Below are 24,487 nucleotides of genomic sequence, written 5' to 3'. Positions count from 1 at the left end.
CATGGCGCTTCTGGACCTCCAGGGCCTGGAGATGGCTCCGGCCGACCGCACGGGTGGCGGTAGCCGGGCGAGCCTGCTGCTCTGCGGCGACAGCTCGCTCTCCGTCACGACCTGCAACTGATCCGTCGCAACAACGTGATCGCCCTGGGTGGGTAGACGTGCCCACCCAGGGCGACCGCGTAGCACCGGGAGGACCGATGTCGACGTTCGACGCGGGGGACCGGCTACTGCGGCGGACGGTCCTGGCCGGCGGAGGTTGGACCGCCGGGCTCGCGGTGGTCGCGCTCCTGGGCGCGGCCGCCGAACTGTTGCTTCCCGCGGCCCTGGGCCGCGCCGTCGACGCCGCCCTCACCGCCGGCTCGATCTGGTGGGCGGTGGCCGCCTGCGGGCTGGTCGTCGTCCTCGTCTGCGTCGACGCCCTGACCGACCTGGCCAGCGGATTCGGCGCCGCACGCGCCACCGCCGGACTACGCCGCCACCTGCTGCGCCACCTGTTCGCGCTGGACGTCCGCGCCACCCGCCGGTATCCGGTGGGGGATCTCGTCGGACGCCTGGTCGGCCAGGCCGCCGACGCGGGACAGGCCGGCAACGCGGTGGTCCTGACCGCCGTGGCGGTGCTGCCGCCACTGGGCAGCGTCGTCGCGCTCGCCCTTCTGGAGCCGGTCCTGGGGATCACCCTGCTCGCCGGCCTCTGCCTGCTCGCCGTGCTCATGCGCGCCTTCGTGGCCGACGCGTCCACCGCGACCGCCGGCTACCAACGGGTGCTCGGCGTCATCGCCGGCCGACTGTTGGAGTCGCTGACCGGGGCGCGGACCATCGCCGCCGCCGCCACGGTCCACCGCGAAGAGGCCCGCGTGCTGGCGGCTCTGCCGGAGCTGGGCCGCCACGGCCGACGTACGTGGGACCTGCTCGCCCGGGCGAGCGCGCGGACCGCGGCCGTGGCGCCGCTGCTGCACCTGAGCGTCGTGGCGGTCGGCGGGTACGCCCTGACGGCCGGCTGGCTCACGCCCGGTGAACTGGTCGCCGCCGTCCGGTACGCGGCCCTGGGCGCCGGGCTCGGTGCGGTCCTCGCCACGCTCAACCACCTGGTACGCAGCCGCGCTGGGGCGCAGCGGATCGCCGAACCGCTGCGACAGCCCGCGGCGACGAGCGGCTGCCGGCCCCTTCCGCCCGGCGGCGGCGCGTTGCGACTGCGGGGCGTGCGCGTGTACGGCGACGACGGCCGGCCCATCCTGGACGGCATCGACCTGGACGTACCGGCGGGCGCGACCGTGGCCGTCGTCGGCGCGTCCGGCGCCGGCAAGTCGACCCTCGCGGCCGTGGCGGGACGGCTGCACGACCCGGACCACGGTGCGGTGCTCCTCGACGGCGTACCGCTGCGTGACCTCGACGCGTCGGTGCTGCGCCGAGCCGTCGGCTACGCCTTCGACCAGCCGGTGCTGATCGGCGCGACCGTCCACGACGCGGTCGGCCTGGCGCTGCCGGGCGCCGCCGCGACGCCGCCGGCCGATGCGCGCCCGGCCACCCCGGCGGTTCTGCGGGCGGCCCGCCTGGCGGCGGTCGCCGACGTGATCGAACGGCTGCCCGAGGGTTATCGCACCCCTCTGGTGGACACGCCGCTCTCCGGTGGGGAGACCCAACGCCTCGGTCTGGCCCGGGCTTTCGCCGCCGAACGGCTGCTCATCCTGGACGACGCCACGTCCAGCCTGGACACCGCGACCGAACACCGGATCACCGAGGCGGTCCTCGGGCGCTCGGGCGAGTGGACCCGACTGGTGGTCACCCACCGGACGGCGGCGGCCGCCGGCGCGGACCTCGTCGCCTGGCTGGACGGCGGTCGGCTGCGCGCGCTGGCGCCACACCGCCGACTCTGGGCCGACCCGGACTACCGGGCCGTCTTCGCGCCGGACGGCGGTGGGTCGTGACCCCGCCGACCGTACGCCAGGTGACCTGGCGGGCGCTGCGGTCCCGCCGGGGTGACCTTGCCCGGCTCTGCGGATGGTCGCTCGTCGAGGCGCTGCCGGCGCTGCTCGCCGGCCTGCTGGTCGCCCGTGCCGTCGACGACGGCTTCCTGGCCGGGCGCCTGGTCGACGGGCTGGCGTGGTTGGGGGTCCTGGCCGGGGCCGTCCTGGTCGGCGCGGCGGCGACCGGTCGGACGTACCGGAGCCTCGGCGCGATCGTCGAGCCGTTCCGCGACGAGCTGGCCGCCCAGGTGGTGCGGGGCGCGCTGCGCGACGCCACCCGTGCCGGTGGTCGCCCGGACAGCGCGGCGACGACCCGGCTGACCCACCAGATGGAGATCGTCCGGGACACTTTCGCCGGCCTGCTGATGGTGACGCGCGGGTTCCTCTTCTCCGCCGGCGCGGCCCTGCTCGGCCTCCTCGCCCTCGCGCCGGTGGCGGCGGCGCTGGCCGCCGCGCCGCTGGTCGTCGGCCTCGTCGTGTTCCTCGCCGCGCTACCGGCCATGGTCGCGCACCAGCGGGCGTACGTCCGTGCCGGTGAGCTGCTGGGCCAGTCGGCGGCGACGGCGCTGGCCGGGCACCGGGACGTGCTGGCCTGCGGCGCCCAGACCCGCGTGACGTCCGACGTGGAACGTCGGGTGTCGGCGCAGGCCGCCGCCGAGCGCACCCTCGCGCGGATGGCGGTGATCCGTAGCCTCAGCCTCGGCATCGGCGGCTGGTCCCCGTTGGTGGTGCTGCTCGTCGCCGCCCCGTGGCTTGTCGACCGTGGGATGACCGCGGGCGCGGTCCTGGGGGCACTGATCTACGTGTCCACCGGCCTGCAACCGGCCCTGCACACCCTCGTGCAGGGCCTCGGCGGCGGCGGACTGCGCTACGCGGTCACGCTGGAGAACATCCTGCGCGTCTACCCCGAGCTACCGCCGTCCACGGGGGAGGCCCCCCGCTCGCGACCGCCCACCGGGCCGGTCGGCGGCGCACCGGCCGTCGAGGTCCGGGGACTGACCTTCCGGTACGGCCCGAGCGCCGCGCCCGTCCTGCGGAACTTCGCACTGACGCTGGCCGACGGCGATCACCTGGCCGTCGTGGGACCCAGCGGCGCGGGTAAGTCCACGCTTGCCGCGCTGCTGGCCGGGCTCGTACGGCCGCAGGAGGGCACGGTCCGCCTGGCCGGAGCTCCGGTCGCCGACGCCGCGCCGGCCGTCCTGGCCCGGATGCGGGTGCTGCTGCCCCAGCAGGCGTACGTCTTCACCGGCACCCTCGCCGACAACCTCCGCTACCTCCGGCCCGACGCCGACGACGACGCCCTGGAGGTGGCCCTCGACGCGCTGGGCGCGCGCCCCCTGGCGACCCGCCTGGGAGGCCTGGACGCTCCGGTCGTACCGTCCCTGCTCTCCGCCGGTGAGCGGCAGCTCGTCGCGGCGGTCCGGGCCTGGCTCGCGCCCGCCCCGCTGGCGGTCCTGGACGAGGCGACCTGTCACCTCGACCCGGCGCTGGAGGCGACCGTCGAGGCCGCCTTCGCTCGGCGGCCCGGCAGCCTCGTCGTGGTCGCGCACCGGATCAGCTCCGCCCTGCGGGCCGATCGGGTGCTGGTCCTCGACGGCGACGCGCCCACCGAGGGGACGCACGAGCAGTTGCTGATCCGCTCGGCCACCTACCGGGCGCTCGTCGGCTGCTGGGAGGATCCGGTGACGCCGTTCCCGGCGACGCGGCCGGCCTGACCGCCACCGGTCAGATCCAGCCCGCCTCGCCCGCCAACCGCACCGCCTCCACCCGGGTGCGCGCACCCACCTTGCGGGCGATTCGAGCGAGGTGGTTGCGGACGGTGCCACGGCTGAGCCCGAGCGATGCGGCCACCTCGGCGACCGGCGCCCCCGCGGCGGTCAGCGTCAACACCTCCCGCTCCCGCTCGGTCAGCGGATTGTCCGAGCGCAGGGCCGCGACGACGAGGTCCGCGTCGAGGACGGGCTCCCGGCGGGCGAGCCGGCGGATCCCGTCGACGACCCGCTGGGGAGCGGCGTCGTTGCGCAGGACGCCGACCGTCCGGGACGGGCTGAGCATCCCCCGCAGGCGGCGGGCCCGGCTCGGGTGGACCAGCATCAGGATGGGGCACAGGCCCAGGCGACCGGGCACCTCCTCCTCGACAAGATCGAGGTCGGCCACCACCACGTCCGGGCGCTGGGTGCGGACGGCCGCGGGGACCGCGTCGCCGCGATCCACCTCCGCCACGACACGGATGTCGTCCTCGGCGGCGAGGACGAACGACAGCGCTCCCAGCACCAGGGCCCCGTCCAGAGCGAGCAGGGTACGGATCACGACGAACCTTCCCGCGCTTGCATAGTGATCACTCAACGTCAATATTCAAACACGCATCCGCCGGGGCCGCACGGCGGCGGGGCGGGTCCGCCACGGACCCGCCCCGATGGCTACAGCCAGCCGTTGCGTCGGGCGTGCCACACCGCCTCCAACCGGTTGCGGGCCCCGATCTTGCGCAGGATCGCCGACAGGTGGTTACGCACCGTCCCGTGGGCCAGGAACAGGCGACCGGCGATCTCCTTGAGTGGCAGACCCTCGGCAGCCATCCGCAGCACGTCCAACTCCCGTGGCGTCAGCGGCATCTCCGGCGGGCTGAGCACCGCCACCGCAGCCGCCGGGTCGATCGCCCGCTCCCCGGCGGCGAGCGCACGGATCGACCGCACCAACTCCACCAGTGGGCTGTCCTTGCCGACCAGGCCGCGTGCGCCGGCCGCCAGCGCCGCCTCCACGAGCGCGGGGCTCCACCGGGGGCTCATCGCCAATACCGCGGCGTGTGGCGCCTCGGTGCTGATCCGGGCGACCACCTCCACCGGGTCGGGCAGCTCCGGGGTCAGCGCCAGCACCACCACCTGCGGCCTGCACCGGCGGACCGCCGTCAACAGTTCGCCGACGCCCTCGACGTCGGCGACCACCTTCATGTCCTCCTCACGGGAGAGCGCGGCGCAGAGCGCTCCGCGCAGCAGACCCATGTCCTCGGCGACAACAACGTGGATCACCGTGTTTCTCCGATCTCAGGTGCACGTCGCGACGATCACCGAACCCGGTGTGTCCACGGGTCGGCTGCGATCGTCGTACGCGAGAAGCCGGGCGGCCATCGGCCCACGACGCCGTCAGGGCGCGCGGGCACGGCCACCATTGACCAGGCCAGCAGGGTGGTACCGACCGTGCGGGCGAGCAGCCCCGGGTCGGTGGACGGCCTCAGCCCGGGCGGGCGATCGCAGACGGAGTTCGGCTCTCGACGAAGAGCGGCAGGAGGCGGCAGGGCGCGGCGATGCCGGGGTGTGACTGCCGGTGGGCCGGCCGGATCAGACCCGGCGCGGGCGCCGAGCCCTCGCCGGTGCCGGCGGCGTCCTGGTCGACCGGGGTGACGGGCTGACCCGGAGGGTGGGCCGCTACGGCCGGCGACGCCGGCCGCGCGGCGAGGTGACCCGGTGGGGCCGGAGAAGCTGGGTACGCGGCCACGGGTGTCGGCGGCAGTGCGGCCAGGGCTGGCGTCGCCGCGGCGCGTACGGGCGGCAGTGCCGGACCCGGCGGCGGCGTTGGCGGGGCGGGCGCGAGCGCCGCGCCGGGCGGCGGCACGACGGTCGGAGTGAGCGCCGGGGGAGCGACCGGTGCACGCGGCGCGGGAACGACCACCGCGCCGAGAGCCGGCGGCAGGACGGCGTCGACGACGCGCAGGAGCGCCGTGACGACGGGCGCGATCGGCAGGGCGCGCACGACGTCGACGGCGGGCCGCAGGACCGGGGTCAGCAGATCCGCCACGGCGGGTGATCCGAGCGGTCCGGGCAGCTCTCGGTGATCGGGAGAGGCAGCGGCCGGCTGCCGTGCGGGATCTGCCGCCGCTCGTGGTGGGCGGGCGCGCTGGGCGGGACGATGAGTCGCGTGGGCTGCGGTCGGGGCGCGCAGCCGATCGTGCCGGGCGGTGCCGGGCCGGACGGGTGTGTCCGGCCGGGACGGCGGCACGGACGTCCGCGCGGCGTCCGCCGGGCGGCGGGACGTGGCCGGGGACGGTACGTCCCGTGCGCCGACGACACCGGCGATCGCGCCGGTCAGCGGGGCGTGGCGCCCGCCCTGGCGGCGGTCGTCGGCACGCACGGCGGGCGGGGGACCGTGGTCGGCGCGCTCGGTGCTGGTGACCCGCCGGACCGGCTCCACCAGGGCGCCGACCTGCCGGTGGAGTTCGTCGGCGGAACTGCCGCGCGTGCCGTCCGCGCTGGCCGGCCCCTGGAACAGCAGGGCCAGGAGGAAGCCGCCCCCGACGGCGACCCCGATCAGCGCCAGCCGCCGGGCGAGCCTGCGCAGTCGGTCGGCCACGGACGGCATGGGCCGGTCCGGCGCGGACGTCGGCGCGGTTCCGTTGACGGGACTTCGCACGCGGGCACGACCCCCTTCCCCTCTGGATTGCTGACCCATAGTAGCGATGCACTCACGTATGCGCATCCGCTGATGCTCGCTGCTGTGGGTCGTGGGTCGTGGGTCGTGGGTCGTGGGTCGTGGGTCGTGCAGGCTGGCGGTGGCTGCGCGAACCAGCGCTGCTTACGGGCGATGGCGTCGGGGGTCAGCCCTCGTCGACTGGGCTGGGGCGGTTCTTGGCGATCCAAGATCGAACGGCCTTGCCGTCCCAGACGCGGCCCATGCTCAAGGTGGCGAGCGGGTCGGGGAATCCCTTGCGGCCCACGATGATCGTGGCGCGCTGCTTACTGATGCCGCCAAGCAGGTCGCGGATCTCATCTAGCCCGAGCAACTCCACGGTACCGACCGTAGGAGCCCTGGGGATTGCCCCTGGCGGTTCTGGGTGAGACAACTCCTCAGGGGGTTGCATTAGTACAACTGCCCATGGTGCCATGAACGGGTGGCCCGACGAGTTACCTATGCGGAGTATCTGGCGGCAGTAGCCATGACCCTCGCTCGCAGGCATCGGCCGGTGTGGTCGTGGGTCAAGTGGCGGAACGTCTGCAGGTGCGGAAGCGAGCTGCCGTGTCGCGCCAGCCACAAGATCCCAATCAGTCGGGGCCACTGGCCAGGTGAGGGCCAATGACGGCGCACGGACCGGTCTTGCCGCTCTGGCTGTGCGAGATGTGCGAACGCCCGTGGCCCTGTTCCGCAAGGCGTCTCGAGCTGTTGGACGAGTACTCCACCTCGCCGGTAGCCCTGCGGACCTATATGGCTGCGTATCTTGCGGCAGCTACGCAGGACCTGATCGGGTCTCCCGCCGACGCCGTCGACCGCAGGTTCGTCGGGTGGTTGGCGTGAAGGCCGGCGACCTGTTGATCGTGGGACGAGAGGCCAGCGTTCAGTTCGCCCGCCCAATCAGGTTCCGGCTCATCCGGCAGCTCGACTGGGTTACCTACGACGGGTGGGTATGGCTCGACGGCTACCAGGTCGGCGAACTGGGCGACGCCGTGGCCCGGCGGTCGATCTTCGTCAGGAAGGCCGGACTGCGGTGCTGTCGCTGATTGCCCCTCCTGCTCCTAGATGCACCGATTGTGGGACTTCTTCGGATAAGACCGTTTAACGCGAGTTCGGCTCGACTACGTTCCCCGTGGGAGCGACAACCGATTTGTCGCTGTCTGCGCCGAGTGTGGCGTGCAGAGACACGGTGTACGGAGAAGGGCCAGATATGTCCAACCATCGACACCCGAACGTCAGCGATGCGGCGGCCGGCCAGCCACGCCCGCCGAGGAAGCGCCGGGCCCGTTGGCTCGTCGCCGGGGTGGCCGGACTGACCGGGGTCGCCGGTCTGGTCGCCGTCGGCGCACCCGGAGGGCTGACCGGAGCGCTCGGAGCGGGCGGAGGGCTGCTCGGGAAACAGGTCCTCGCCGGCAGCAGCCGGGCGGCGAACGACGACAGCGGAAAGCACGACCCGGGCGGGCGCGACAAGGAGCACGGGGGCGACAAGGAACGCGGGAGCGACAAGGAGCACGGGGGCGACAAGGAGCGCGGGGACGACGACTGGAGCGGCGGCGGCCGGGACGCCTGGGACGTGCCGTGCGGCGCCAACGAGCTGATCGCGGCGATCGTCCGCGCGAACGCCGGCAACGGGGCGAAACTCCGGCTCGCCAAGGGGTGCACCTACACGCTCACCGCGTCCGCGCCCCAACCGCCCGTGCCCCACGGCCCCGTCGGCCTGCCGATCGTCACCCAGTCGATCACGATCGACGGGAACGGGGCCACCATCGTCCGGGCGGCCAACGCCACGCCGTTCCGGATCCTCGAGGTGGGCGCCGGCGGTGACCTGAAGCTCCGAGACGCCACCGTCAAGGGCGGCGACGACACCAGCGGGCTCGGCGGCGGCGGTGGCGGCATCCGCGTCGACGTCGGCGGCCGGGCCACCCTGGAAAACCTCGACGTCGTCTTCAACCACTCCAACGGCCCCGGTGGCGGCATCGCCAACTTCGGCGACACCAGGATCCTCGGCCGCAGCGACCACGGCGGCAAGGACAAGGACGGCAAGGACCGGGAGCGGTACGGCGACGACGAGAGCCGGATCAGCGACAACGGCGCGTTGTTCGACGGCGGTGGCGTCTACAACAACGGCAACCTCACCGTGAAGAACACCAAACTCAGCGACAACAGCACGATCGGGGTTGTCAACATCCTGCCGATCGGTGGCGCGGGCGGTGGCCTGTCGAACTCCAGCGTCGCCGTGCTCGACGACGTCCGCGTGCACCACAACAGCGCCGGCTTCCGGGGCGGTGGCATCCGTACCGGGATCAACGCCACCACCACGGCCCGGAACATCGAGGTCACCGAGAACGCGGCCGGTAGCGAGGGCGGCGGAATCTTCACCGACGGCACCTTCCACCTTCAGCACAGCAAGATCATTCGTAACGACGCCGGCCAACGCGGCGGCGGTGTGTTCAACCAGATCGGCCAGTTCGTGGCCGAGGACAGCCAGATCAGTGAGAACGCCGCCAGCACGAGGAGCACCATCGAGAACGGCGGCGGCATCTACAACGGCAGCGGTGTGGTCGTGCTGCGGCACACCCTCGTCAGCCGCAACAAGGCCTTCGGCACGAACTCACGCGGCGGCGGGATCTACAACAACGCCACCCTCACCCTCACCGCGTCCAAGGTGACGGAGAACATCTCCGTCGTGGCGCCGGGTGGGGTCTTCAACGACGGTGGTCAGGTCACGGCGGACGACAAGACTGTCATCAGCGGCAACCGACCCACCAACTGCACGCCCAGCGCGCCACCCGTACCCAACTGCTTCGGCTGACACCGCGGCACACCGCATCCGGTCCCGCCCGGGTCCGATCACCAGATCGGACCGTGGGCGGGACCGGCCGCGTGCGGTCAGAGGCGGGAGGTGAAGGTGGCCAGGAAGCGGTGTGGGGTGATGACGCCGGCGTTGTCGAAGCAGATCACGTCGACGTCGGCGTTTGTGGTGTACGTCCACGGTTGGGTCAGGTGGCAGTAGTTGCTGCCGGCGCCCTGCGCCACCACCTGGGCGTGCGTCTCCTTGACACCGATCTGCGGGAACGTCGCGAGGTAGCGGCCGGCGGGCGCGATCGCCGCCACGGTGTTCGCGCCGACGCCGAGCACCGAGTTGTCGTTGGTGGGCCCGCCGACGGCGGTACCCAGGTAACCGAAGTACGACGGCGGGCCGAGGGAGCCGATCACCGGCCGGCGACGGTGGTACGAGAGGACGAAGTCGGTGTTGACTGCGGCACCGGCCTGGTCGTAGCAGAAGACGTGGACCTGCACCTCGGTGCCGACGGGCGCCCACGAGTAGACCTTGCACCGGCGGGGTCCGGCGTTCGGCTGTACGGCGGTGACCTGCACGTCGCCGGCGAGCACGCCGGCCAGTCCGACACCGGGGAGTCGCACCAGATACTGCCCGACGCCCACGGGGCCGGCCGCGTTCACCACGCCCGTCGAGTTGTACGACTGCGCCACCAGACCGCTGGTCCGCTGCACGTACGCGTGGGAGGTGCCGGCCGGCAGGACGCCGGAGCTGGTCGTCCAGAGCACGGTGAACGGGGTGTCCTCGCGCGTGCCGCCGGGCCGGTGGCACTGCACGTCGACGATCTCGTCGGCGCCGGACTGGAACCAGCGGACCACCTCGCAGTAGTGCCCGGTCCGGTTCACCGGCGTCACGTGCGGTACGCCGCGCGCGGCGGCACCCACCTGCGGGAAGCGCACCTGGAAGCGGCCGGGCGCGAGCTTGACGCCGTCGGCCCAGGCGGCCGGGAACGCCGTCTTCCAGCTACCCCACTGGCGGCTGGTGTCCAGCACGGTCCAGACCGTGACGGTGGGGTCCTTGACGTACGCGAATCCCCAGCGGTCGGCGGTGGCGGCGGCGGCCGGCGCCGGTGGCGCGAGCGCGCCGGCGGCCAGGACGGCGGCCAGCGCGGCGGTGACGAACGAGCGGAGACGCATGTGTTCCTCCATTCGACAGGGACGTGTCGGGGAGGAGTGTGCTTTCGGTGATGGTTCGGTGACAGTCGGCTACCGCACGCCTTCGGTGTCGGGTGTCGGCTGACGAGAGGCGGCCCCACGCCTGCGCGTGGGGCCGCCTCTCGGGTTACCTGTGGGGTCAGCCGCCGGCGAACGTCACCTCGGTGCCGCACTTGGCCTTCTGGTTCAGGCAGGACTTGACCAGCGGTCCGATGTGGGCCGGGTCCCAGGCGTTCATGAAGTCGCCGTGCATGGAGGACGGCTTGCCGGAGGAGAGGCTCAGGCCGTTGCCGCCCAGCGACTGGTAGTTGACCATGAAGGACAGGTTCGGCACCGCCACCGGGTACTTGCCGGTGCAGACTCCGTTGACCGGGTCGCCCATGTGCGACTTGTGGTCGGGTGAGTCGATGTTCTTGCCGTCCCAGCAGTCCTTGAAGACGAGCTGGAAGATCAGGTTGCCGCCGGAGGCGCAGACCGGCCAGTTGCCGTCGGAGCTGCGGCCGGTCTCGGCGCTGCCGGCACACCAGAACTGGTTGCTACCGGCGTTCTTCGGGGTGTCCACCTGCTTCTTGGCGTCACCCTCGACCATCCGCAGGCCCGGGGGGAAGGGCTTCACGGTCGACGGGTCCTTCACCCGCGAGCCGTAGTAGACCCGGAAGCTCTTCATCGATACGGGCTTGCCGTCCTTGCGCAGCTCCGGGGTCCAGTAGGCGCTCAGGTCACCGGGGGCGTTGCAGGTGGTCGTCGAGGAGAGCAGCTGGTCGGTCGTGGTGAAGGCGTCGATCTTCGGGCCGAAGAAGGTGTGCATGTGCGAGGCGCCCGGCAGGCCGGGGACGACGATCGGGTCGTCCGGCGCAGAGTTGGCCAGCTCGCAGTCCGTGTGGAACTCGGGGACGCGGGTCGTTCCCGGCGTCACCGGCTTCGGCGTGATCGCGTTGAAGGCGGCCAGTTCCCGGTCCCACCGGGCCTGGTCCACCGGCACCCAGCCGGCCGCGGGCGCGGTGCCCGGCGTGGTGGGCGTGGCACCCGGGGTGGTCGGGGTCGTGCCCGGCGTGGTCGGCGTCGCCGGGCTGGCGCTCGGCGTGGGTGACCCGCTCGGCGTCGTACCCGTCGTGGAGCCGAACGTGAACCAGTTCAGGTTCACGAAGTCCGACCGGGAGCTGCTCTTCATGACGGCGAAGACGGTCTGCGGGCCGGACGGCACGCTCGCCGCCGTGGCGGTCACCGTCGTCCACTTCTGCCAGCCGCCGGTGTGGGCGATCGGGAAGCTGGCCAGCAGGGCGCCGGTCTGCGTACCGAGACGCAGCTCGACAGCGCCGCCGTCGGTGTTGTTCGCCGCGACCCGGGCCTTCAGGTCGGCGCCGGTGATCGACACGCCGTCGTACCGCAGCCAGTCTCCATTGCCGAGCCAGCCGACGTTGCGGCCGCCGTCGGCGTCGCCGGTGCTCTCGGTCTGCGCGCCGGACTGGGCCGCGAAGGACTCCGCTTGGACCCGGCCCGCCACGGCGACCTCTTCGGCCTGGGCGCCGGCGATGTAGATGCCACTGCCGACCAGGGCGGCGGCGACCCCCGAGGCGAGCGTGATGCGAGCGAGGCGGCGGCGCTTGCGCGCCCGGTCCGGCGGTGCGACGTGCGCGGGGGGAGGAGTCCGCATTACCAGTGATTTCCTTCGAGTCGACGATAACGCTCTGTCCGATGAAGTATGTGCACGTCCGGGACCTGCGGCAACGTGCGGAAAAAGAATTAAGGAGGGTCGAGGACAAGTGTCCTGGTGGCCGCCGGGCCGGTTCCGAATAACAATTTTTTGCCCTCGTACCCTTAAGTTTCTATTAATACTGATGGCATGCCTTCCAGGACCGGCGTCCCCCGGCTCGCGCGTCAGCCGGGGAGGTTGGTCGCCTTCAGCGACGCCGTCTTCGCCATCGCCGTCACCCTTCTCGTGCTGGAGATCCAACCGCCGAAGGACTTCGGACACCTCCTGCGAGGGCTCGGCGCGTTGTGGCCGTCGTACCTGGCCTACGCGCTGAGTTTCCTGCTGGTCGGTCAGGTGTGGGTCAACCACCACGTCATGTTCGACCGCGTCCGGCACGTCGACCGTCAGGTCCTGTTCCTCAACACGTTGCTCCTGATGGTCATCGCGTTCCTGCCGATCGCGGGCGTGGTCATCATCGCGGCCTTCCTGCCCGCCTACTACCTGCCCATTCGCGGTGAGGACGGCGAGTCCACCGACCGCCCCGGCTGACTCGACGAAAAAATCTGGACGTGGCTGTCGATCGGGGCCGGGTCCGTTCGTAGCCCTGGTGAGAGCCCGGCATCGAGCCGGACCACCCACCCGCTGGAGGGCACGATGACCACGACCACGCACACCAACCGCGCCCGCGCCACGTCGACCCTCGGCGCGCTGGTCCGCACCGGTGTCGTCGCCACCGTCGCCGCGAGCGCGGCGACCATGATCGTCGCCGCCGCCGGCCGGGCGGTGGGCGTCAGCCTCGACGTGAGCGGCGCTCCCATACCGGTGGCCGGATTCGGTGTGCTGACGACCGTCTTCTCGCTGATCGGCGTCGTCCTCGCGGCGCTGCTGTCCCGGTTCGCGCGGCGACCGCGGCGGACGTTCGTCCGTACGACGGTGGCGCTGACGGTCCTGTCGCTGGTGCCGGACGTCATCGCCGACGCCGACACGGCCACCAAGGCGCTGCTGATGCTCACCCACCTGGTCGCGGCTGCGATCGTGATCCCCGCCGTCGCCCGCCGCCTGGCCGCCTGAACTGTCACCATCGGACCGTCACACATCAGGAGGACCGTCATGAAGCAGTACCTGCTGTCCGTGCACTTCGTCGAGGGCGCGCCCGCCATGTCCGACGAGGAGACGGAGGTCATGTTCGCCGAGACCGGCCGCATCAACGACGAGATGCAGGCCGCCGGCGTCTGGGTCTTCGCCGGCGGCCTGGTGTCGCCGGAGAGCGCCACCGTCGTCCGGATCGACAACGGGGCCACCACCATGAGCGACGGGCCCTTCGCCGAGACGAAGGAGCACCTCGCCGGATTCTGGATCATCAAGTGCCCGGATCTGGACCAGGCGCTCGCCTGGGCCGAGAAGTGCGCGGCGGCCTGCGGCCCGATCGAGGTACGTCCCTTCGACGACCTGTCCCAGGCCTGACCGGGAGCCGGCCGATCGACATGGACCTGGCGAGCATCTACCGCGCGGAGTACGGCCGCTGCGTCGCCACCCTGGCCCGCCTCCTCGGCGACATCAACCTCGCCGAGGAGGCGGTCCAGGACGCCTTCGCCACGGCGCTTCAGAAGTGGCAGACGCCGCCACCCAACCCGGGCGCCTGGATCGTGACGACCGCCCGCAACCGGGCGATCGACCGGCTCCGCCGGGAGTCGACCCGCGAGGCCCGGCACGCCCAGGCACTCCTGCTCGCGCACCAGGACTCGCCCCAGGAGGTGGGACCCGTGAAGGACGACCAGTTACGACTCATCTTCACCTGCTGCCACCCCGCGCTCGCCCCGGAGGCGCGGACGGCCCTCACGCTGCGCCTGCTCGGTGGCCTCGAGGTCCCGGAGATCGCCCGGGCGTATCTGGTCCGCGAGACGACCATCGCGCAGCGGATCGTGCGCGCGAAGAAGAAGATCCGGGACGCCGCCATTCCCTACCGGGTACCCGCCGAGCACGAGCTGCCGGACCGCCTGCCGCCCGTGCTCACCGTGCTCTACCTGATGTTCAACGAGGGTTACGCCTCCACCGCGGGGCCGCTGATCCGGACGGACCTGTGCGCCGAGGCGATCCGGCTGGCCCGCGAACTGGCCGCGCTGATGCCGGACGAGCCCGAGGTTCTCGGCCTGCTCGCCCTGTTGCTGCTGATCGAGGCGCGCCGCCCGGCCCGGCTCGGCCCGGGCGGCGAGCTGGTGCTCCTGACCGACCAGGACCGGTCGCTGTGGAACGCCGCTCTCGTCGCCGAGGGGCACGATCTGGTCCGGCGGTGTCTGCGGCGCAACCAACCCGGCCCGTACCAGATCCAGGCCGCGATCAACGCGGTGCACACCGACGGCGCGGCCACCGACTGGCGGCAGGTCCTGGCGCTGTACGACCAGCTCATCGCGCTCACGCCGAATTCCGTCGTGGCGCTCAACCGCGCGGTCGCGGTGGCCGAGGTGCACGGTCCCGAGGCGGCCCTCGCCGCGCTGGACGCGGTCGACCTTCCCGGCTACCACCGGCTGCCCGCCACCCGGGCCGAACTGCTGGCCCGGCTGGGTCGCGACGCGCCGGCCCGCGCCGCCTACGACGAGGCCATCGGAATGGCCGAGAACGAGACCGAACGCGCCTTTCTCGAGGCGCGTCGCAGCGAACTCACCCACCCGAGGAGACCAGCGTGACCGCCACCTACACCTTCGACGTCTTCACCAGCCTCGACGGCTTCGGCAGCACCACCGGCGACTGGGGCGGCTACTGGGGCAAGCAGGGCCCGGAACTGCTGGAGCGCCGCCTCGCCAGCTATGACGAGGAGCACCGCATGGTCTTCGGCGCCCGCACCTTCGAGGTGTTCCGACAGATGCTGGCCGACAGCACCGAGGACTCCGATGTCCGCGACGCCTGGGTCACCCGGATGAGGAGCCTGCCGGCGACCGTCGTGTCGAACACCCTTGCGGGCCCGCTCGACTGGCCGGACGCCACCCTCGTCCGGGGCGACGCGGTCGACGTGGTCGCCCGGCTCAAGGAGGAGTCCGACGTGCCCCTGCGCTCGCACGGCAGCCTGTCGATGAACCGGGCGTTGATGGCCGCCGGCCTGGTCGACCTCGTGCAGGTGACGCTGTTCCCGGTGGTCACCGGCCAGACCGGAACCGAGCCGATCTTCCACGGCGCGGCCGACTTCGACCTGGAGCTGGTCGAGAGCCGCACGCTCGACGGCCGGACCCAGGAACTCATCTACCGACCCACCCCGCACAACTGAATCCCCCCGGGTTCGTCTCGCCGGAAGCGGGGCCGTCGACGCCCGGGTCGTCGACGCACCACATTGATGCCCGCCGTGGTTGGTTCGGTAGCCTCTGACACGCTCTGACAACGTCTGACAAAGTCGTCTGACCTGGGGGACTGATGAAGGACCAGCGTGCCGCGGAGTCGACTCAGGACGGACGGCCCGCCGAGAGGTTCGCCGAGCAGTTGCGCAGACTGCGCAGTGCCGCGGGAGACCCCTCGTTCCGCAAGATGGCGGGGCGATCAGGGCGGATCTCGCACACGACCCTGCACGAGGCCGCCGCCGGGACCCGGTTTCCCTCGTGGGAGACCACGCGGGAGTTCGTCCGAGCCTGTGAGGCGGACGAGGCCCTGTGGCGGCGCCGGTGGGAGGAGGCGCACCCGGCAGCGGCCGCTCGGCCCGGCGGAGACGGTGACCTGGCGCCGGTCGTCGCCACGTCCGCGTCGACGGAGCAGGGCACGGTGCAGCTCGTGGAGCATCCGCGGGCCGAGGATCGCGTCGTGATCACGCGGCGCCGCCGTCTGGCGTGGCTCAACGCCGCAGCGGTGGTGCTGGCGGTGGCGGTGGCCGCCGTCCTCGGCGTGACCCTTGGCGACCGGTCGGACTCGGACGGCGCCGGCGCGCCGACGGCGTCACCGTCACCGCCCGCGACGGCGATCTCGGACTCCCTGATCCCCGGGGACTCGAGCAGGTTCGTCGCCGACGTCACGATCCCCGACGGCACCCAGGTGAAGGTGAACGCCCAGTTCGACAAGGTATGGGCCCTCGCGAACGTGGGGAAGGTCGACTGGCACAACCGGTACCTGGCGCGGATGGACCCCGCCGCCGACGGTGCCGGCTGCCGGACACCGGACCGGGTGGCGATCGGTGACACGCCACCGGGCGAACAGGTGATGATCCGTGTTCGGGTCACCGCGCCGAGCCGCCCCGGCAGGTGCTGGGTCAGTTGGAAGATGGTCGACGAGGCCGGACGGGAGTACTTCCCGACCCGTCGGCCGGTGTACTTCATGGTCACCGTGACCGCCTGAGGTCGGGTCGCGATGTCAGACACGGGCTTCGAGCCGAGCTGACAACACCGCATTCATCGAGGTCAGTGATGGCCTGACGGATCTGACAGGACACCGGGGGTACCGAACAGCAGGGCACTTCTCGCAGGGTGAGGTCGAACCGAGAACGACTCCCCAGTTACGAGGAGGACCCACCTTGCGCCGTCCCTGGTCAACAGTCGGACTCGCCGCGCTCTGCGTGGCCGTCGGCCTCCCGGGTCCCGCGGTGGCATCCGGCGCCACAGCGCAGCGGACCACCACCACGGCCGCGTGGCCGATCGTGGACATGGAGGCCACCGTCCTGGCCGCTCAGATCGATCCCCGTCGGGCCGACAACACACTGACGCCCGGTGCGAAGACCTCCGTGCTCGCCGTGGAACAGGCGTTGCAGGCGCAGGGCCTGCTGAACGCGCAGTGGGTCGACGGCTACTTCGGCACGGTGACCGTCTCGGCGTACGCGGCGTACCAGCGCTCGCTCGGCTACACCGGACTGGCCGCGAACGGCCTGCCCGGAGTGGCGTCGCTGACCAAGCTCGGGCAGAACCGCTACACGGTCGCCAACACGATCGGACCGGGCGCGAAGGTCCCGCGCGACGGGTACGTCGTCAACGCCCGAACCCAGGCGATGCTGGCCGAGGCGCAGCGTCTGCTGGGCCAGACCCTGGTGCTCGAGCAGGGCTCGTACAACCCCGGGGGTGACCCGACCTCGGCCGGCACGCATGACGGCGGGGGTGTGGTGGACATCGCGGTCACCGGCATGACCGCGACCCGGCGCACCGCCGTCGTCCGGGCACTGCGACGGGTCGGCTTCGCGGCCTGGGTGCGCAACCCGAGTCAGGGCGACTGGCCGTGGCACATCCACGCCGCGGCGATCAGCGACACGGACCTGTCCAGCCAGGCGCAGCACCAGACCGGTGACTACCACCTCGGCATGAACGGTCTGGCCAACCGTGGCCCGGACGACGGCCCCCAGATCCCGATCCAGACCTGGGAGCAGTACCAGCGCGGGCAGTGACCCGCACACCCCCTCACCGTCCCGGAAAGGACACCATGAACATCCGTAAGAGTCTCGCCGCCGTCGGCGTCGCGCTGGCCGCGACCACCTCGATCGTCAGCGTCGCGGCGCCCGCCTCGGCGGCGGCCCGGGACGGGGTCTGCGACAGCGGCGAGTTCTGCTACTACTACAACAGCGACAACGCGGGATCGCTCTCGGACTTCACCGGTTCGCTCGACGACTACGGCACCGAGCAACCCTCGTGCTACGACTTCAAGGGCGCCGGCGCCGGCAAGGGCCTGTGCATCAAGAACGAGGCCGCCTCGGTCTGGAACCGCAGCACCAAGACCGTACGCGTCTACTACAACAGCGGCTACGCCGGTTCGTACCAGGACTTCGCCGCCGGTGCGAAGACCAACCTCAACGCCACGCTGAAGAACAACAACGCCTCGCACCAGTTCTCGCCGTCGACGCGCACGAACCTGTCGTACGCCCTGTACCAGGCCAGCGGCGGCTCGGTCACGTGCGGCTTCGACGGTTACACCACCACGCCCGGCCGGCACGAGGGCATCGACATCGCCCGCAGCGTCGGCTCGGACGTGCGCGCCCTGGTCTCCGGCACGGTCATCTACGTCGCGCGTGGCAGCACGGGCAGCGGCGGCCTGTCCACGATCTCGGTCTACAACTCCTCGCTCAACAAGACGGTGATCTACCTGCACACCGCGCCCAGGTCCGGGGTGAGCGTGGGGGACGCCATCAGCAAGGGCGAGATCATCGCCGATGAGTCATGGCACGGAGTGTCCTCCAGCTCAGGCGCGCACACCCACGTCGAGGTCCGGGCCGGTCGGCAGACCCACGCGGCCGTCAGCGTCGGGGACCCCACCCTGGACAACGCCGATCCGACCGCGTTCTGGAACTCCCAGGGCTACAACGAGAAGTAGGACGCCGTGAACATCCGCAAGGGCCTCGCCGCCGTCAGCGCCGTCCTCGCCATGTCCACCTCCATCCTGAGCGTCGCGTCGCCGGCGGCGGCGGCCGGGCGGGACGGAACCTGCGACAGCGGCGAGTTCTGCTACTACTACAACAGCAACCAGGCCGGCTCGGTCTCCGACTTCACCGACTCGCTTGACGACTACGGCACGACCCAACCGACCTGCTACGACTTCAAGGGCACGGGCGCCGGCAAGGGCCTGTGCGTGAAGAACAACGCGGCGTCGGTGTGGAACCGGACCGGCAGGACCGTCCGGGTCTACTTCAACAGCAACTTCGCGGGTACGACGCAGGACTTCACGGCCGGCGCGAAGGGCAACCTCAACGCCACGTTGAAGAACAACAACGCCTCGCACGAACTGCTGAGCGGGGCGACGGGCTGTAGCACCGACGGCACCAACAGCAGACTGCCGAGCACCATCCTCGTCTACCGGGTCGGTCTCGGACGCGTCGACCGGGTCGACTTCAAGACGTACGTCAAGAACGTCCTTCCGAACGAGTGGATCACGAGCTGGCCGGCCGCCTCACTGGACGCCGGTGCGATGGCCGTGAAGAGCTACGGCTGGTACTGGGCGCTGCACTCGACCCGCAAGACCCCCGGCGGCCAGTGCTACGACGTCCGGGACGACACGGGCGACCAGGTCTACCGGCCGTCGTCGGCGCAGTCCTCGACGTCGGCGGCGGTGGACCGGACCTGGTCGACCCGGATGACCCGGAGCGGCAACATCCTGCAATCGCACTACTGCGCGACCACCACCGCGTGCGGTGGCTGGGTGGACGGGGACTGGATGTCGCAGTACGGCTCGCGTGACCTCGCCAACTCGGGCAGCAGCTATCAGTCGATCCTGCGCCACTACTACCGCGACGTGGTCATCTCCTGACGTCTCGCGTCAACCGTGCCGCCCGTCGCGCGCCCGCGGCGGGCGGCACGCTCGTGGGCAGCCACGGCGCGGCCGGAGCGGTCGCCGGGCCGTACGCCCGCGCCCCCGCCGCTCGGACGGCGACAGGTGGCAGACTCGGCGGAGTGAACGACATGGCCGCACCGACGATGGACGGTGAGCTGGAGAGCGTCAGTCTGGTGGACCTCGCCGTCTCCCGGTTGACCCGGGAGATCCTCAGCGGCAAGAGCGATCCGGGGGAACGCCTCGTCGAGGAGCAGCTCACCCGTCGGCTCGGGATCAGCCGCGCGCCGCTGCGGGAGGCGCTGCGGTTGCTGGCACAGCAGGGGCTGGTCGAGCACGTGCCCCGGCGCGGCGTCCGGGTGGCCACCCTCTCCGACCGCGACGTGCGGGAGCTGTACGAGCTGCGGGACGTCCTGGAGCGGTTCGCGGTGCGGGCGGGCATCCCGGTCGGCCGGGAGAGCGATCTGGCGGGGTTGCGGGCGACGCTGGACGCGATGCGGGAGGCGACCCGGGTCGGCGACCGGATGCGGGTCGCCGAGTCGCACCGCGCCTTCCACGTCGCGCTCGTCGCACTCGCCGGCAACCGCCAACTGTCCGCCGTGTACGGCTCGATCCTGGTGAAGTTGCAGCTCTACATGGCGATCAACCTGCGGCGTGAGGCCGAGGTGGCGCAGCCCTTGGACGGGGTCCACCGGCACGAGCGGTTGCTCGAGGCGGTCGCCGGGGGAGACCCTGAGGAGGTCCTGTCCGTGCTGTCCGAGCACGGCGCACGCTCCTACCTGGACTAGGTTCAGCCAGAGCAAGCGCGCTTCGACCGCGTGCGGCGGGCAGGACACCCCCTTTCCGTCGGCTGTTCAATCGTCCTCGACGTGCACACCGACATCGAGGGCGCGGCCCTCTTCCCATCAGCTGTACGAGGCCATTGCCGCTCCCGACTCGCCCGTGGGAACATGCATCGATGAGGGGAAATCTCTTGCGTCGCAACGGGTCCCGCGTGCTGCTGACCGTGGCCGCAGCGGCCATGTCCATCGCGTCCCTGGGCCTCGGTACGCCGGCCGCCGCCGCGACCCCCGACGGCCACTACTGCTGGTACGTCCTGCCGGACAGTGTGCCGTGGAAGGCGGCCAACAACATCGTCAACTACACCGCGACGGTCACGTGCGACGGCGCGGTGCGGCGCGTCGACCTCTCGGTGGAGTTGCTGTACCACGGGACGGGCGGCGGCGCCGGCACGACCGTGAACGGCCGGACGACGCTGTGGACCGACGGCACCTCGATCCCCGTGGTCGCGCTCGGCGTCACCACCCCGAACACGCTCTGCGACTCGGGCTTCTACTCGGGTCGAGCGACCGCCACCGTCCAGTACCGCTCGGGCGAACCGGAGTACATCACCAGGTCGATCGCGTCGCAGCAGGTATCGCTGAACTGCTCGTTTCCCGAAATTCCGCCCACCGGCCCGAATCCCAGCACGGTGACGGTCACCAACCCGGGCACCCAGAGCTCGCTCAAGGGGGACAACGGGGGGCTGCAGATGCAGGCCACCGGCGGCAGTTACTCGTACACCTGGACGGCGGTCAACCTACCTCCCGGGCTGACCATCGAACCCGGGACCGGCCGGATCAGCGGCACGCTCACTCAAATCGGCTCCTACAACGTCACGGTCACCGCCGACGACGGATTCGGCAGCCTGGGCAGCACCACCTTCACCTGGAGCGTCCGCAAGGACTCTCCCTGCACGCGCTGCTGAGCAACGCCGGCGGCGCCCGTCCGGGGTCGGACGGGCGCCGCCCGACCGCGCCACCGCGCCCTGCCGGAGCGCCGCCCCGACTTCGCCTCGGCTCGGCCGCCGCTCTTGAAACAGGCCCAGCCGGGGGTCGGCGGGCGCACAAGCCGTCATGTCCCCGATACAGAACGGGTCGCCCGCTGTAACAGAACGGTCGACAATCGACTGTATGCCAGAGCCAGTCGGATCCATCTCGGACCTACGGACGGCGTACCGCGAGGGCCGCCTGACCCCGACGGACCAGGTCGAACGGGTCCTCGACGGGCTCGCGGGGCGCGCCGACGGGCCGGTCTGGATCAGCACGGTGCCGGCCGACGACCTGCGAGCCCGTGCCGAGGCGCTGACCCGACACGGTGATCCCGCGTCCCCGCTGTACGGCATCCCGTTCGCGGTCAAGGACAACATCGACGTCGCGGGCATGGTCACCACGGCCGGCTGCCCCGACTTCGGATACGAGGCGGCGCAGGACGCTCCGGTCGTACGCCGCCTGCTCGACGCCGGCGCGCTGCTCGTCGGCAAGACCAATCTGGACCAGTTCGCCACCGGCCTGACCGGCGCCCGCTCGCCGTACGGCAGTTGCGAGAGCGTCTTCGGCGGCGGGCTCATCTCCGGCGGCTCCAGCTCCGGCTCCGCGGTCGCGGTGGCCGACGGCCAGGTCAGCTTCGCCCTCGGTACGGACACCGCCGGCTCCGGCCGGGTGCCGGCGGCGCTCAACGGGATCGTCGGCCTCAAGCCCACCCGCGGTCTGCTCAGCACGGCCGGCGTGGTGCCCGCCTGCCGCTCGCTCGACTGCGTGTCGGTCTTCACGCCCGACGTGGCGGGGGCCGTCGACGTGCTGCACGCCGCCCGTGGCGTCACCCCGGCCGACCCGTGGGGCCGTCCGTTACCGGCGGAGCGGGTGGTCGCCCGCATGCCGGGCACGCTACGCCTCGGGGTGCCCTGGGCAGAAGACCTCGAGTTCTTCGGCGACACCGGGCAGGAGGCCCGTTTCGCCGCCGGGGTGCAACTGCTGCGTACCCTCGTCGGGTCGTTGCGCTCGGTGCCGCTCGGCGACTTCTTCGCGGCGGGTGACCTGCTTTACCAGGGGCCCTGGGTGGCCGAGCGCCTCGTCGGCCTGGGTGACTTCCTGCGGTCGCGTCCGGAGTCGGTGTTGGCGGTCACCCGGGCCGTGCTGGAGACCGGCCGACGCTACGACGCGGTCGACGCCTTCCGGGGGCGCCACCGCCTGCGTGAGCTGCGCGCCCAGGTCGACCGGCTCTGGCAGGACGTCGACGTGCTCGTCGTGCCCACCGTCGGCACCACCTTCACCCTCGACGAGATCGCCGAGGACCCGATCGGGCGCAACGCCATGCTGGGCCGCTACACCCAGTTCGCCAACCTGCTCGACCTGGCCGCGGTGTCCGTACCGAACGGTTTCACCGCCGCCGGTCGGCCGGCGAGCCTCACCCTGCTCGGTCCGGCGTTCAGCGACACCACGCTGGCCCAGCTCGCCGCCACCCTCACCACGGGCCGGGACGCCGTGCCCGAACCGCCCGCCGCCACCTCGGCGGAGGTGCTGATCGCCGTGGTCGGTCGGCACCTGAGCGGCGAGTCCCGCAACGGGGAACTGCTCGGGCGGGGCGCGGTCCTCGCCGGCGTCGCCCGTACCGCGCCGCTCTACCGGCTCTACCGGATGGACACCGCCGACGGCGAGGGACTGCCGGGGCTGGTCCGGGTCGCCCCGGAGACCTCGGCGGGCCACCCGATCGAGGTCGAGCTGTGGCGGCTGCCCAGCGCCGCGCTCGGTGGACTGCTGGCCGGCGTGCCGGCACCGCTCTCGCTCGGTTGGGTCCGGCTGCACGACGGGCGGGACGTGCTCGGCTTTCTCTGCGAGACGTACGCGGCCGGCCCGCCGGCCGAGGACATCAGCGCCAGTGGCGGGTGGCGGGCCTACCGCCGTTCCGCCGCCGCCCGGCGTTGAGGCGGGGCGCATCAGCGATCACGACAGGAGGCGAGAGGATGGGAAGCATCGGGCCGGTACCGGCCAACCCCTACCCGTGGCCGTACGACGGTGTGGCCGACACCGCGCGTACCGCGCTGCTCTGCATCGACTGGCAGACCGACTTCTGCGGGCCGGGCGGTTACGTCGACGCGATGGGATACGACATCGGTCTCACCCGGGCCGGCCTGCCGGCCACCGCCCGGCTGCTGGAGCACGCCCGGTCGCTCGGGATGCTGATCGTGCACACCCGCGAGGGCCACGACCCCGACCTGTCCGACCTGCCGGCGAACAAGCGCTGGCGCTCGGCCCGCATCGGCGCGGAGATCGGCGGGGCGGGTCCGTCCGGCCGGATCCTGGTCCGGGGCGAGCCGGGGTGGGAGATCGTGCCCGAGGTCGCCGCGCTGCCGGGCGAGGTGATCATCGACAAGCCCGGCAAGGGCGCCTTCTACGCCACCAACCTCGACCTCGTGCTCCGGACCCGGGGCATCACCCACCTGATCCTCACCGGCATCACCACCGACGTCTGCGTGCACACCACGATGCGCGAGGCGAACGACCGGGGATACGAGTGCCTGATCCTGGCCGACTGCACCGGCGCCACCGACAAGGCCAACCACGAGGCCGCCCTGCACATGGTCACCATGCAGGGCGGCGTCTTCGGCTGCGTCGCCACATCCGACGACGTCATCGCCGCCACGGCGAAGTGAGGTGAGCCATGCCGACCATCGCCGCCGCGCGACCCGGCCCGTACTCCTTCGACATCTCGACCACCGCGCTGCTCGTCATCGACATGCAGCGGGACTTCCTGGAGCCCGGCGGTTTCGGTGAGAGCCTCGGCAACGACGTGAGCCAACTACGTCGTACCATCGCGCCGCTCGCGGCCCTGCTGGCGGACGCCCGCGCCGTCGGCCTGGCCGTCGTGCACACCCGCGAGGGGCACCTGCCCGACCTGTCCGACTGCCCGCCCGCCAAGCTCAACCGGGGCGCGCCGAGCAAGCGGATCGGCGATCCCGGCCCCACGGGCCGGATCCTGGTCCGCGGCGAGTACGGCCACGACATCATCGACGAACTCGCCCCAGTGGCCGGCGAGCCAGTCGTCGACAAGCCCGGCAAGGGCGCGTTCCACGCCACCGACCTGGACGGTCTGCTCGCCGAGCGGGGCATCCGCAGCCTCCTGGTCGCCGGGGTCACCACGGAGGTGTGCGTGCACACCACCGTCCGCGAGGCCAACGACCGCGGGTACGAGTGCCTCGTACTCGCCGACTGCGTCGGGTCCTACTTTCCCGAGTTCCACCGGGTGGGGCTCGACATGATCGCCGCCCAGGGCGGGATCTTCGGGTGGGTCGCCGACTCGACGCAGGTCCGCGCCGTGCTGCCCACCACCTCCGCGTTGCAACCCTCCTCCTGACCGGGAGCAG

Annotated in this window: 25 protein-coding genes; 19 read left to right on the top strand and 6 right to left on the bottom strand. The window is 71.9% G+C overall.

From position 1 onward, the window contains the following. Position 1 precedes the first annotated feature (1 nt). The 3 genes from ACQPZK_RS18655 to ACQPZK_RS18645 all read left to right on the top strand — a co-directional run bounded on the left by ACQPZK_RS18655 (position 2) and on the right by ACQPZK_RS18645 (position 3,679). Positions 2-121: a SapB/AmfS family lanthipeptide gene (locus tag ACQPZK_RS18655; protein ID WP_013734295.1), complete on the top strand. Its 120-nt coding sequence runs from the start codon at positions 2-4 to the stop codon at positions 119-121. Positions 122-197: 76 nt separating this feature from the next. Continuing rightward, positions 198-1,925 carry an ABC transporter ATP-binding protein gene (locus tag ACQPZK_RS18650; RefSeq protein WP_433534207.1) on the top strand — a complete coding sequence of 576 codons (1,728 nt, stop codon included), beginning with the start codon at positions 198-200 and terminating at the stop codon, positions 1,923-1,925. Between the two features lie 368 nt (positions 1,926-2,293). After that, entirely contained in the window at positions 2,294-3,679 is a 1,386-nt protein-coding gene (locus ACQPZK_RS18645; protein WP_433539248.1) for an ATP-binding cassette domain-containing protein, read from the top strand. Positions 3,680-3,689: 10 nt separating this feature from the next. Here the strand turns inward: ACQPZK_RS18645 and ACQPZK_RS18640 are convergent, their stop codons facing one another. The 4 genes from ACQPZK_RS18640 to ACQPZK_RS18625 all read right to left on the bottom strand — a co-directional run bounded on the left by ACQPZK_RS18640 (position 3,690) and on the right by ACQPZK_RS18625 (position 6,744). Further along, positions 3,690-4,274, bottom strand: a complete 585-nt coding sequence (locus ACQPZK_RS18640) for a response regulator transcription factor (protein ID WP_433534206.1) — start codon at positions 4,272-4,274, stop codon at positions 3,690-3,692. A 110-nt stretch (positions 4,275-4,384) separates the two neighbouring features. Further along, a complete protein-coding gene (locus ACQPZK_RS18635) occupies positions 4,385-4,990 on the bottom strand; it encodes a response regulator transcription factor (RefSeq protein ID WP_433534205.1) in 606 nt (201 codons plus the stop codon). Between the two features lie 202 nt (positions 4,991-5,192). Next, a complete protein-coding gene (locus tag ACQPZK_RS18630; RefSeq protein WP_433534204.1) occupies positions 5,193-6,368 on the bottom strand; it encodes a hypothetical protein in 1,176 nt (391 codons plus the stop codon). A 184-nt stretch (positions 6,369-6,552) separates the two neighbouring features. After that, positions 6,553-6,744 carry a hypothetical protein gene (locus tag ACQPZK_RS18625; RefSeq protein ID WP_433534203.1) on the bottom strand — a complete coding sequence of 64 codons (192 nt, stop codon included), beginning with the start codon at positions 6,742-6,744 and terminating at the stop codon, positions 6,553-6,555. A 499-nt stretch (positions 6,745-7,243) separates the two neighbouring features. On the opposite strand from ACQPZK_RS18625, the gene ACQPZK_RS18620 reads away from it, so the two are divergent. Both ACQPZK_RS18620 and ACQPZK_RS18615 read left to right on the top strand, forming a co-directional pair. Further along, positions 7,244-7,450, top strand: a complete 207-nt coding sequence (locus ACQPZK_RS18620) for a hypothetical protein (RefSeq protein WP_433534202.1) — start codon at positions 7,244-7,246, stop codon at positions 7,448-7,450. A gap of 164 nt (positions 7,451-7,614) precedes the next feature. Next, entirely contained in the window at positions 7,615-9,216 is a 1,602-nt protein-coding gene (locus ACQPZK_RS18615) for a right-handed parallel beta-helix repeat-containing protein (protein ID WP_433534201.1), read from the top strand. Between the two features lie 77 nt (positions 9,217-9,293). Here ACQPZK_RS18615 and ACQPZK_RS18610 read toward each other — a convergent pair whose 3' ends face one another. Both ACQPZK_RS18610 and ACQPZK_RS18605 read right to left on the bottom strand, forming a co-directional pair. Then, positions 9,294-10,379 carry a hypothetical protein gene (locus ACQPZK_RS18610; protein WP_433534200.1) on the bottom strand — a complete coding sequence of 362 codons (1,086 nt, stop codon included), beginning with the start codon at positions 10,377-10,379 and terminating at the stop codon, positions 9,294-9,296. A gap of 157 nt (positions 10,380-10,536) precedes the next feature. After that, a complete protein-coding gene (locus ACQPZK_RS18605) occupies positions 10,537-12,051 on the bottom strand; it encodes a DUF1996 domain-containing protein (protein WP_433534199.1) in 1,515 nt (504 codons plus the stop codon). Positions 12,052-12,240: 189 nt separating this feature from the next. Between ACQPZK_RS18605 and ACQPZK_RS18600 the strand changes: the two genes are divergently transcribed. From ACQPZK_RS18600 to ACQPZK_RS18535, 14 genes are all read left to right on the top strand, one after another. Further along, complete coding sequence (locus tag ACQPZK_RS18600) at positions 12,241-12,639, top strand: TMEM175 family protein (RefSeq protein WP_433534198.1); 399 nt, start codon at positions 12,241-12,243, stop codon at positions 12,637-12,639. A gap of 105 nt (positions 12,640-12,744) precedes the next feature. Continuing rightward, positions 12,745-13,161, top strand: a complete 417-nt coding sequence (locus tag ACQPZK_RS18595) for a DUF6069 family protein (RefSeq protein ID WP_433534197.1) — start codon at positions 12,745-12,747, stop codon at positions 13,159-13,161. Between the two features lie 39 nt (positions 13,162-13,200). After that, positions 13,201-13,554, top strand: coding sequence for a YciI family protein (locus tag ACQPZK_RS18590; RefSeq protein ID WP_433534196.1), 354 nt, complete (start codon positions 13,201-13,203; stop codon positions 13,552-13,554). A 20-nt stretch (positions 13,555-13,574) separates the two neighbouring features. Continuing rightward, the gene (locus ACQPZK_RS18585; RefSeq protein WP_433534195.1) at positions 13,575-14,774 is read left to right on the top strand and encodes an RNA polymerase sigma factor; all 1,200 of its coding nucleotides are present in this window, start codon (positions 13,575-13,577) and stop codon (positions 14,772-14,774) included. Continuing rightward, positions 14,771-15,349, top strand: a complete 579-nt coding sequence (locus tag ACQPZK_RS18580) for a dihydrofolate reductase family protein (RefSeq protein ID WP_433534194.1) — start codon at positions 14,771-14,773, stop codon at positions 15,347-15,349. The genes ACQPZK_RS18585 and ACQPZK_RS18580 overlap by 4 nt, the downstream gene beginning before the upstream one ends. Before the next feature lie 143 nt (positions 15,350-15,492). Further along, positions 15,493-16,401: an NBR1-Ig-like domain-containing protein gene (locus ACQPZK_RS18575; RefSeq protein WP_433534193.1), complete on the top strand. Its 909-nt coding sequence runs from the start codon at positions 15,493-15,495 to the stop codon at positions 16,399-16,401. Between the two features lie 244 nt (positions 16,402-16,645). Further along, positions 16,646-17,434, top strand: coding sequence for a peptidoglycan-binding domain-containing protein (locus ACQPZK_RS18570; RefSeq protein ID WP_433534192.1), 789 nt, complete (start codon positions 16,646-16,648; stop codon positions 17,432-17,434). A 35-nt stretch (positions 17,435-17,469) separates the two neighbouring features. Further along, on the top strand, positions 17,470-18,354 hold the full coding sequence (locus ACQPZK_RS18565) for a peptidase inhibitor family I36 protein (protein WP_433534191.1): 885 nt from the start codon (positions 17,470-17,472) through the stop codon (positions 18,352-18,354). A 6-nt stretch (positions 18,355-18,360) separates the two neighbouring features. Further along, on the top strand, positions 18,361-19,284 hold the full coding sequence (locus ACQPZK_RS18560) for a peptidase inhibitor family I36 protein (protein WP_433534190.1): 924 nt from the start codon (positions 18,361-18,363) through the stop codon (positions 19,282-19,284). A 152-nt stretch (positions 19,285-19,436) separates the two neighbouring features. Beyond that, positions 19,437-20,093, top strand: a complete 657-nt coding sequence (locus ACQPZK_RS18555; RefSeq protein WP_433539247.1) for a GntR family transcriptional regulator — start codon at positions 19,437-19,439, stop codon at positions 20,091-20,093. A 170-nt stretch (positions 20,094-20,263) separates the two neighbouring features. Next, positions 20,264-21,052, top strand: a complete 789-nt coding sequence (locus tag ACQPZK_RS18550) for an Ig domain-containing protein (protein WP_433534189.1) — start codon at positions 20,264-20,266, stop codon at positions 21,050-21,052. Positions 21,053-21,257: 205 nt separating this feature from the next. Continuing rightward, entirely contained in the window at positions 21,258-23,048 is a 1,791-nt protein-coding gene (gene atzF / locus ACQPZK_RS18545; RefSeq protein ID WP_433534188.1) for an allophanate hydrolase, read from the top strand. Positions 23,049-23,086: 38 nt separating this feature from the next. Further along, the gene (gene biuH / locus ACQPZK_RS18540) at positions 23,087-23,776 is read left to right on the top strand and encodes a biuret amidohydrolase (protein ID WP_433534187.1); all 690 of its coding nucleotides are present in this window, start codon (positions 23,087-23,089) and stop codon (positions 23,774-23,776) included. A gap of 8 nt (positions 23,777-23,784) precedes the next feature. Beyond that, positions 23,785-24,477 carry a cysteine hydrolase family protein gene (locus ACQPZK_RS18535; RefSeq protein WP_433534186.1) on the top strand — a complete coding sequence of 231 codons (693 nt, stop codon included), beginning with the start codon at positions 23,785-23,787 and terminating at the stop codon, positions 24,475-24,477. Positions 24,478-24,487 lie beyond the last annotated feature (10 nt).

It is taken from the genome of Micromonospora sp. CA-249363, from assembly GCF_050950185.1.
GTDB lineage: Bacteria > Actinomycetota > Actinomycetes > Mycobacteriales > Micromonosporaceae > Micromonospora.
The sequence above is the reverse complement of the archived record's forward strand: the minus strand, read 5'-3'. Positions and strand labels throughout refer to the sequence as shown.